Consider the following 9,579-nt stretch of genomic DNA (forward strand, 5'->3'; position numbering starts at 1 on the left):
TCCGACGGAGTGGTTGCCGGTGCGTCCGCAAGATCCCGGGCCGGACCGAGAGGCTGGAGACGCCCGCCTTTGGCGAGCAGGCCGGATACGGCTCGAAAGCATCTTGCTGGATATCGGATCCAGCACGATGCTCTATCATCTTGTTTTCACATCGTCTTTTTCTGAGAGCCGGTGACCACCTTTTCGGGACGGTGTTCTAGGTCTGGTGATAAAGGTCGTGCATCGCATGCGCCTGATCCGAGACCCCGATCAGGCCGATCGCATGATGGGACGTTGCCTCATCCGGCCCTTGCGGAAGGGCCGATGGAACCGGATCCTTCTGGGCGTCCGTGTGGAACACGAGATTGCCGTCGGCGTCGATCGCCGCGGGCGGAGGGCTTGGCCGGCCCGGCTTCGCTTGACCGGACGTCCCATGGGATGCCGCGGAGCTGGATTGGCTGGTCGGTGAAGGCCCGTCCGCCCGATCGGCTTCGACCGGCACAGAGGGCACGGTCGGCGAGTCGGCGCTGACCGGCGGGGCCGCATGTCCGGGCGCCTCCCGAACGGCGCGGCCGCTGACCGAAGGGCTGTCATCGAATTGGGCTCGATCGGCTTGGGCCGTCGCGATCTCGTCCTGCGAAACCGGTGCAGGGGGCGAGGTCGGATTTGAACCGGCCGACGGAACGGACAGGCCGTTCTCGTCCACGCCATGAACCGTCGCCTTCGGGCCCGCTGCCGGGCTCGCGCGAACGACCACGGGTCCGGTGCCGTCATGCGATCCGTCAATCTCGGCTTGGGTTTGCTCACCCTTCGCGGAGGCATTCAAAGCATCCGATCCCAGTGAAGCGCCGTGTCCAACAGAGTTTTCCGACACTGCCCGATCGCTTCCCCGATCCTGTAAGATCGGGTCACGCGCAACTGACGCAGGAACGGGAGCCTCCGCAGCGGGATCGTGCCCATGCGAAACCGGCTCGTCTTGAGCATGCGACGCCTGTGGCCCGGCGCCGCCGACATGGACGTTCGATGACGAGGCCACAGCGGTGTTGTTCGGCCCGGATCCGTGCTCCTTCGTGCCGGCCACGTCCCCGTTGGTCTGCTCCGAGGCTGCCGCGTTCGAGGCGTGATCGGCGCTCGGCCCGATCGAATTGCCCCGTCCATGGTCGGAGGGCGACGATGTCAGCTTCTGAGCGGGCCCATCCGCCGCCACGGGTGTCTGTTCAGCCGCTGCGGCATGCTCTGGGGCTGCCCGGTCAATCGGTTCGCGCCCGCCATCGGGGATCTCGGTCGCGCTGGGCTTGTTCGATCCGCGGGTGGCAGAGTCGGAATCAAGCGGTGGATGGGCCTTGGTGGTCGATGACGCATCCGACGGTGCATCGCCGGGAGTGTCTGGCCTCCCGTGATTTGAGACAGTGTCGGCCGCGCCGGGACCCTGCGCTTCGGGCATCCGTTGGTCGCTCCGCTCGGCAGGGGCCGAGCTGTGCCCATTGCCGCGATCGGCCTCCTGCTCCGCCATGGGACGAGCGGCCTCGGCCTGATCCGTTGACCCCCGCTCGTTGGCGTCGCTTGGAGACCGATCGCGGCTGATGGCAGGCCCGCCTGACCCCGGCTCACGCTGCGCGACGGGCTCTGGCTTCGAGTGGCTGCCAGGGCCCTGGCCGTCGTTGCCGCCTGTCGTTTCGATCCGCGGATCGTTGCCGGGAGCCGCCCCGGACTGCTGCAGCGAACCTTGCTCGGTGGCATTCTCTTGGCCGTTGGCGCGACCGGCCTGTTGAACCTCGGGACGATCGTCGACGGCCTCGGCCCGCGCGCTTCCCGGACCGGACACTTCGGCACGGCTTTCACTCGGACCGGCCTGCGCGGGGCGCGGATTAGTTCCTGCCGCCGCCTCGGCCTGTGGGGGCCGGTCCCGAGCGACACCACCGGCATGGCTACTCCCTTGGCCGGTCTGTGCGACGGGTGAGGGAGTCCCAGCTTCAGTCTGAGCGGGCGCGACTTCGTGCCGAGCGACAACACTGGCGTGGTCGTTGCCGCCGCTGGTCTGGTCGATCTGTGGCTTGCTTCCGGTCGTCGTCTCGGCCTGCGAGCCCCGCTCCTGAGCAATGGCACCGGCGTTACCGCTGCCACGGCTATTCGGCTCGACCGGTGGGCCATTCGCAGCTTTGGCCTGTGCCGGCGCGGCTTCTCCCCGGGCAAGACCACCGGTGTGTCCATTGCCACCACCGGCCGGTACGGTCTGCGGTTCGTTCCCGCTCGCCCCCTCGGGCGATGAAGCTCGGTCCGAACCGGCGGGGTTCACTTGGCCGTTGATGGGGCCGGTTTGCTCGGCCCGCATTTCATGGGAGGCTGCACTCGACGCGGCCGGATCCTGACCTCGAGCGCTGGCCTGACTCGGACCGGGGGCCGCCTGCTCGGCGTTCGGGCTACGTCCGACGGCCGCCATCGCTGACGCGCCGCGGTCCTGATCGGCGCGATCGGCGGGACCTTGACCGGGGCTGGCCTGCTCGGCCGGCGGAGTGTTCCCGGTTGCTGTCTCGGCTGGAACACCTCGTCCTTGACCGCTGCCGGCTTGGCCATGACCGGGAGCAGCTTGATCCTTGGACTGATGGGTCTCGTCGGCAGCCTTGGCAGAGGGTTCGCGATCCCGGCCCGCGCCGTCGACGCGACCGTTGCCGGGACCCGTCGGATCGACCTTTCGGCCGTTTCCGAGCGCAGCTTCTGCCGGTCGGCCGTGGCTCCGATCCTCGGCATCACGCGACGCGTCGGGCGACGGCATCCGGCTCGTCATGGTCTGGGTCAGGTCGTTGACCCAAGCCGGCCGGGCGGGTCCGCTTCCGGTGCTGGCCGGATCAGACGATGCGGCCTGTCCAGGACGGGCGTGGGAGGCGGGCTCGGCGATCGAGGCCGATACGGATCCGGCGCGCTGATCCCTCGAGGCCGGCCCCGGCTCGTCCGATGCGGGCGCCGGGCTCTCGCTGCGCGCCGAAGTCGACGCTTGGTGACCGCTGGATTTGGCGGCGGACACCTCGGCCGATGTGCCGGTCAGCGCGACATCGCTGCCAAATCCCGGCGCCAGCGGTTGGTTCTGTGAGGCTGGGGACTTCGGCGCTTCGGTCGCGAATTCGGTCCGCGCCACAGGAGCCGGATCGACTCGGCTCGGCGCGGCGATCGTGTCGGAAGCGGACTGAGGACGAGCGTCGGGATTCGCGCCGCTTCCCTGCGCCGTCAGAACGGCCGGCTGAACCGAAGCGCTCCCTCGGCCAGAGCCCAGCGCGGTGTCCGGCGTCAGCGTCGCATCACCCTGCGCCGTCGGGCTCCAGGCGTTGCCCGCCCCGCCCGCGACGTCGAGATCCAGTTCTGCGCCCACGGCGCGGTGATCGACCGCCATCGCCTCGGCCGCGAAGATCATCGCCGAGAGGATGATGGCTTCGAGCTGCTTGCGATCGGTGTCCCGATCGCCGGACCCGCCGCTGGCCTTCGGCTGTGGCTGGCTCAGCGGGGGCCTGCCTCCCTCGGAGGCGGGCGCCGCCGACACGCCTTCGCCCGGCACGAGCGGCCCCGCATGGGCATCCTCGGACGACAGGCTCAAGGCGGCCGCGGCCACCAGAGCCGCGAGCAGTGCGGCCGGATGAACCACGAGCGTCGTCGCCGTTCCCGTCGCCGGGATCGGGAGCAGGTGCGGATGCAAGCGGGCGATCTGGTCGATCAGCGTACGGAAATCTGTCCCCCGCACGGGTCGGTCCAGAGCCTCCGAGGCGATGAGATAGCTGCCGTCGATCTTGGCGAAATGGATGATCGCATCGCCGTCCGGCCGGCAGAAGACGAACCAAGGCTCCCCCTCGTCGCTGAGGCCGTGGTCGCTCGCGATACTGAAGCCGGCCCGGAGCAGGGCCGCCTCGACGCGGTAGAACTCGGCCAACTCCTGTTGCGACCAGTTGCCCTGTCGCGCCGATGCCGGACGGAAGAAGGGAATGACCGTGCTCATCGTCATCTCACCCCGTCGGCTCGTTGCGTCCCTTGGCGGATGGCGTCGCCTATCATGGCGGAGCGACCGCGCGCGGCGCTAGCGTTCATGGAAGGCGCGTCCCATCGCGTCGAAGAAGGGCGCAAACAGATATTCCAGGGCCGTGCGCTCGCCGGCCGAGACCACCACCTCGGCCGGCAATCCGGCGAGAAGGCGGTGTCTGACATCGGCCGGAAGCTGGTGTTCTTCGATCTCCACGGTACCGGCGAAGTAGGCCTGCTTCGTACCCTCGTCCACAAGACGGTCCCGCGACACCACCGTGAGCTTTCCGAAGACCGCGGGCGTCCGGCGCGCCTGAAAGGTCGGAAACTTGATCTCCGCCCGCATGCCGGCATGGACGGCTTCGAGGTCGTTGGGCGAGAATTGGACGTTGACCACGAGCCGGTCCGCCGTCGGGACGATCTCCATCAGCGGCTCGCCCGAGCGGACGACCTGCCCGGTCGCGACCACCTTGAGCGCCTGAATGACGCCGTCGTGGGAGGCGCGGATCTCGTGGCGCCGGAATACGTCCTGCGCGACGACGAGCTTTTCGCGAAGCTCGCCGATTCTCTGCCGCGTTTCGAGAAGCTGGCCGGTGACCGTCTCCTGAAGCTTCTGCTTCAATTGGGTGATCTGCAGTCCGGCCTCGCTGATGGCGTTCTCGGCCTTGGCCCTCTCGGCCACCGAGCGCCCGATCACTCCCTCCAACCGCGTGCGCTCCCGCTCCATCACGAGGAGGCGCGACAGAGGGATCAGATTCCGCTCGTGCAGGCTGCGCAGGCCCTCCAGCTCCTGCCGGATGAAGCCGACTTGCTGCTCGACTGAGGATTTCTCGACGGCAAGGCCGGAGATCTCCGTCCTCAGCTGAGTGACTTTGGCCTCGATGAGGGCGAGTTGGCCCTTGAGCGTCGTCCTCCGTTCCACCAACTGCCCGGCTTGATCGCCGATCATGCGCGCGAGGGCGGGCTCGTCGCGCCGCGCGGAAATGTCGGCGGGTAAGTGCAGGTCGTCGGATTGCGCCTGCTCCGCCCGCAGCCGCGCCTCGAGAACGAGAGCGGCGTCGAGCTGATTTCGGAACAGGTCTGCGCTCGCCTGGGACTGGACGGGATCGATCCGCAGAAGGACATCACCCGCGCGGACCGTCTGTCCATCCCGCACCAGCACGGCCTGGACCATGCCGCCCTCGAAATGCTGGACGACCTTGCGGCTGCTCTCCGCGACGATGACGCCGGTGCTGATGACGGCGCGATCCAGGCGCACCGTGGCCGCCCAGGCACCGGCGACACCGAAGGTGGCCGCGATGAGAGCGTAACCGGCGATTGCGTAGCGCTGCCACGCGATCGGAGAGACGGCGCCGTCCTCTCCGCTCCCACCCAGTGATGGCGAGGAAGCGTCGGGCGACGTGATCGGGATCGGGGCAGAATGCGTGCTCATGGCTCAGCCCGCGCTGCGCTGGACTTCGGGCACTCTCTCGTTCTCGGGCATGGCCCGGCCACCGGTCGCGACCAGCGCTGGAACCGGGCGGGGACCGGAGACTTGGGCGAGGATCTGGTCCGCCGGGCCAGAGGCCCGCAGCGTTCCGCCATCCAGCATCAGGATCAGGTCGGCGCTCGCCAGCAGGCTCACCTTGTGCGTGACGATGACAACGGTCGTCCCGCGCTCTTTAAGGTCCGCCACTGCCCGCATCAGCGCAGCCTCTCCGGCTTGGTCGAGGCTGGCATTCGGCTCGTCGAGGACGACCAAGCTCGGATCCCCGTACATCGCGCGCGCCAGGGCGATGCGCTGACGCTGGCCGCCGGAGAGACCGTGCCCGCCTGGGCCAATCCGAGTGTTGTAGCCCTCGGGCAGAGCCTGGATCAGGTCGTGGCAGCCCGCGCGCTGCGCGACCGAGACGACCGCGGCATCGTCCTGAACATCGAAGCGCGCGATGTTCTGCGCCACTGTGCCATCGAACAATTCGACATCCTGCGGCAGGTATCCGAGATGCCGCCCGAGCGCCTGAGGATCCCAGTGCCGGAGGTCGGCTCCGTCGATGCGCACGGCGCCGGATACGATCGGCCACACGCCCGTGATTGCGCGGACCAGCGTCGATTTTCCGGCCGCGCTCGGACCGATGATCCCGACGACGCTGCCGGGCTCCAGCCGCACGCTGACGTCGTGGAGGATGGTTCTCGACGTCCCCGGCGCCGCGACGACCAAGTTCTCGGTCTCGATCAGGCCGCGCGGGCGCGGCAGCATCACGCGCTGCGGCTCGAGCCCGATGCGCGCGACGATTTCCGTCAGCCGGGCGTGGCTGCTCCGGGCCGCCGTGAAGCTCTTCCAATGTCCGACCACCGCCTCGATGGGCGCCAGCGTCCGGCCCATGATGATCGAGGCCGCGATCATCGAGCCGGCTGAGATCTCGCCATGGATGGCGAGATAGGCGCCGACACCGAGGACCATCGTCTGTAGGAACATGCGCGTGAACTTCGTCGCCGCGGCGATGAGGCCGGCGCGGTCGCTCGCCCGAGCCTGCAGCAGGATCGCCTCATCGTGACGCCGACGCCAACGGGACCGCAGGGCGCCCAGCATGCCCATGGCCCGCAGAACCTCGCCCCCGCGGACCGTCGCGCGGGCCTGCTCGCCCGCCTCTCGGGCGGCCTGGCTCGCCACGTCGAGAGGCCGGCGGGTCGTGAGATCCGTGAGGAGCGTCAGCCCCAGGAGCGTGCCGCCCCCGAGCAAGGCCATCCAGCCGAACCACGGATGGAGGATGAAGCAGGCGACCAGGAAGAGCGAGGCCCAGGGCAGATCGCAGAAAGCCAAAATCGCGCCGCCCGTAAGAAACTCGCGCAGGACGTCGACGTCGCGAAGGGCCGTTTCGTGCCCGGCTCGCGGCTTGAGCAACGCGGCCCGGTGCACGATCTCGAACACTGGACCGGCAACCTTCCGATCGAAGATCATCCCGCCCCGCACCAGCAGGCGCGAACGCAGCATCTCCAGCGCGGCATAGACCGCGAGCGCGAAGGCCGCGATCGCCGTGATCCCGAAGAGCGTCGCCTCGTTCCGGCTCAGAAGGACGCGGTCGTAGACCTGCAGCATGTAGAGCGGGCCGGCGAACAGGAGCAGGTTCGTGAAAAAGGCGAAGACGAACACCGTCACCAGGACGGGACGGATCGAACGCAGCCCATCCTTCAGGACGGACCCAGCGAGAGGGTCGCTCATGGCACCTCCCGGCGCGCTGGTACGCTCGAGCCGGATCCTGCCTCCAGGTAACCGGCTTGCGGGTGCCGGCCACATTCCGCCCAGCGCCGGTTCGGCTCCGGGAGGACCGATACCGCTGCCTGAGGCCTGCCCTCAAGAAAATGTGACCCGTGCCGCCGCATAACGTCTGCTTCCCCGGCCCGCGTGATCGCGTGCCGATCCATGAATCTTAGCGCAGGCTTATTGTATTCCAAGAAGCCGCACCGTGGCCGCCGAAAATCACGCGAACCGAGAACTGGACGTCGGCTCATGAAGCGACATATAGGGATTACTGTACCATTCGGCGCTGACGCGTTCGAGCGCTGGCGGGAGCCTTCCCTTTGTATGTCCACCAGCAACGTCTCGGCTCCGAGGAGGTGCAGGAACTGCGCCGCGAAGGTGGCCGTTTTCTGAAGGAGCTTCGGGAGAAGCGCGGCCTCTCGCAGAGGCAGCTCGCCGCGCAGGTCGGCGCGGAATATTACACCTTCATCTCGCAACTGGAGACCGGGCGCGGCCGTGTCCCCCCGGACCGGTACAAGATCTGGGCCGAGGCCCTTGGGGTCGATGCGAAGGATTTCGTGAGGAGCCTGATGCGCTTCTACGATCCGCTGACCTTCGAGATCCTGTTCGGCGACTGACCGGGCACGCTCAGAGGCCGAGGTCCTGCCCAGGGCGGCGCGGAATGTCGGCCCTTGGTCCCTATTCCGCGGCGAGGCTGAGCGCCTCCGCCTCGACGAGGACGGCGCCGCAGGCCGCCATCAAGTCGCGGAGCATCGCCAGCGCGGTTTGCACATCCACCGGATTCACCAAGCCTTCTCGGACATGCGTGCCGCCCCCGGCCAATGTCACGGCGATGTCGAACCGGCCATCAGGGCGTTCGATGATCCGATACGACGCGTGGCGAGGCATGAGCACGAATAAGGAGCGGGGCTGAGGGCGGAAGGGCCGCTCCTGTCATGCGTCGCCGCTTCATGCAGTTCAAGCTATGAACTTCACTGTAGCTGGCTGTCCTGTCACGGGCTTGGCCAGCATTGATGCGCAGTATACCGCGCGCCACCACGGATTGCGGACGATTTCATACGGTGCTCGCGGCAGATCCGCATCGCTGCCACGATGCACTCAATTTGCTTCAATGTAAAAAGAGACTTAGATCGGCAAGTTGGTGGATGGTGTACCCAGCCGCTCGACCAAGTAGGAGCGGGCACGGCTCACCCGGCTCTTCACCGTTCCGGTTTGACAGCCCATGACCTCCGCAGCCGCTTCATAAGTCATGCCTTGCGCTCCGACGAGAAGCAGCGCTTCGCGTTGAGGCGCGGGCAATTGCGCGATGTGCGACATGACGACCTGAAGGTCCGATCCGTGCTCCTGTGCCGCCAGGGCGACCTGGCGACCCGCCATGACGCCGTCCACGTCCTCGACTTCACGCCTGTGCTTGCGCAACTCGGTGTAGAAGTGATTGCGGAGGATGGTGAACAGCCATGCCTTCAGATTGGTGCCTGGGACGAACCGATCCTGATTGGCCCACGCTTTCAGCACGGTCTCCTGCACGAGGTCATCGGCCCGTGCCGGGCTTCCCGCAAGTGACTGTGCATAGACGTGCAGGGCGGGGAGCGCCGCCGTCAGTCCCTTGCGAAAAGCGGTGTCGCGCTCCCCGGCGAGGAACGCGAGCGTCCCCTCGAGTGCGCGGGTGAGCTCGAGCAGATGCTGCGGCGCATCCGACGCGCCGATCTCAAGATAGGTCGTCTGCAACTGCGCTCCGAGATGCTTCTGCACGGCCAAGGGCAGTTTGGCAGCGCCTGCCTCCCTGTTCCGGTCCGAGCGAACCGGACCGAGTCCGCCTGCAATCAACATGTCGATCAACCCATGTCCTCTGTCAGAGCGAGCGGCAGAGGCACGCCTGAAACAGCCCGCCCCGCCGTACAGTGAACATGTAACTCACGGACTCGGAGGATCGATCCATTCGGCGGCTGCGTTTGGGAGCGTCCTGAACAATCGCATGGTCGAGGTGATGACGCGTCCGGTGACATACAGAATCGTCGACTGCCCGGACGGTCACTTTGCGGTTGTCGCCATGGCAAAGTCCGGTACCGCCTACTGGCGCGGCGGGCTGCTCACGCTCGCGGAGGCGGAGGCCTGCGTGGAGGATCTGCGCGCCATGCTGTCGCTCTGCGGCGCGGCCCTCGCCTGCTCCGACCATACGCTCAATCCGCACACACCGAATTGGCCGCGTCCGCGGGGGCAACGGGCCTGACCCTGACCGAGCAAACTGGTTGATCCGCGCCCACTGAAGTGGTCCGTCCTGAGGTATGGCTTTTGAGCCAGATGAGGACGGACAGATGGGAACGAAGCGGCACAAGCCGGAAGACGTGGTCGCCAAGCTG

The 9,579-nt window shown here is 67.4% G+C and carries 6 protein-coding genes; 2 read left to right on the forward strand and 4 right to left on the reverse strand.

What is annotated here, in order from left to right:
- Window positions 1-196: 196 nt before the first annotated feature.
- The 3 genes from MFF24_RS17365 to MFF24_RS17375 form a co-directional block, all read right to left on the reverse strand.
- Window positions 197-3,961 carry a hypothetical protein gene (locus MFF24_RS17365; RefSeq protein WP_238225954.1) on the reverse strand — a complete coding sequence of 1,255 codons (3,765 nt, stop codon included), beginning with the start codon at window positions 3,959-3,961 and terminating at the stop codon, window positions 197-199.
- Between the two features lie 78 nt (window positions 3,962-4,039).
- Complete coding sequence (locus tag MFF24_RS17370) at window positions 4,040-5,413, reverse strand: HlyD family type I secretion periplasmic adaptor subunit (RefSeq protein WP_238225956.1); 1,374 nt, start codon at window positions 5,411-5,413, stop codon at window positions 4,040-4,042.
- A 3-nt stretch (window positions 5,414-5,416) separates the two neighbouring features.
- On the reverse strand, window positions 5,417-7,180 hold the full coding sequence (locus MFF24_RS17375; RefSeq protein WP_238225957.1) for a type I secretion system permease/ATPase: 1,764 nt from the start codon (window positions 7,178-7,180) through the stop codon (window positions 5,417-5,419).
- A 359-nt stretch (window positions 7,181-7,539) separates the two neighbouring features.
- Here MFF24_RS17375 and MFF24_RS17380 point away from each other — a divergent pair, with 359 nt between their 5' ends.
- Window positions 7,540-7,836 (forward strand): helix-turn-helix domain-containing protein, encoded by a 297-nt coding sequence (locus MFF24_RS17380; RefSeq protein WP_238225959.1) that lies wholly within the window; start codon window positions 7,540-7,542, stop codon window positions 7,834-7,836.
- Between the two features lie 508 nt (window positions 7,837-8,344).
- Here MFF24_RS17380 and MFF24_RS17385 read toward each other — a convergent pair.
- Window positions 8,345-9,049 carry a sigma-70 family RNA polymerase sigma factor gene (locus MFF24_RS17385; RefSeq protein ID WP_238225966.1) on the reverse strand — a complete coding sequence of 235 codons (705 nt, stop codon included), beginning with the start codon at window positions 9,047-9,049 and terminating at the stop codon, window positions 8,345-8,347.
- A gap of 220 nt (window positions 9,050-9,269) precedes the next feature.
- On the opposite strand from MFF24_RS17385, the gene MFF24_RS17390 reads away from it, so the two are divergent.
- Window positions 9,270-9,449: a hypothetical protein gene (locus tag MFF24_RS17390; RefSeq protein ID WP_238225961.1), complete on the forward strand. Its 180-nt coding sequence runs from the start codon at window positions 9,270-9,272 to the stop codon at window positions 9,447-9,449.
- Window positions 9,450-9,579 lie beyond the last annotated feature (130 nt).

The organism is Methylorubrum aminovorans (assembly GCF_022179725.1).
In the GTDB taxonomy this organism is placed as follows: domain Bacteria; phylum Pseudomonadota; class Alphaproteobacteria; order Rhizobiales; family Beijerinckiaceae; genus Methylobacterium; species Methylobacterium aminovorans.

Coding starts and splice junctions, on each gene's coding strand:
- MFF24_RS17390 (WP_238225961.1), top strand. CDS start 9,270: ATGGCAAAGTCCGGTACCGCCTACTGGCGCGGCGGGCTGCTCACGCTC.
- MFF24_RS17370 (WP_238225956.1), bottom strand. CDS start 5,413: ATGAGCACGCATTCTGCCCCGATCCCGATCACGTCGCCCGACGCTTCC.
- MFF24_RS17365 (WP_238225954.1), bottom strand. CDS start 3,961: ATGAGCACGGTCATTCCCTTCTTCCGTCCGGCATCGGCGCGACAGGGC.
- MFF24_RS17385 (WP_238225966.1), bottom strand. CDS start 9,049: ATGTTGATTGCAGGCGGACTCGGTCCGGTTCGCTCGGACCGGAACAGG.
- MFF24_RS17375 (WP_238225957.1), bottom strand. CDS start 7,180: ATGAGCGACCCTCTCGCTGGGTCCGTCCTGAAGGATGGGCTGCGTTCG.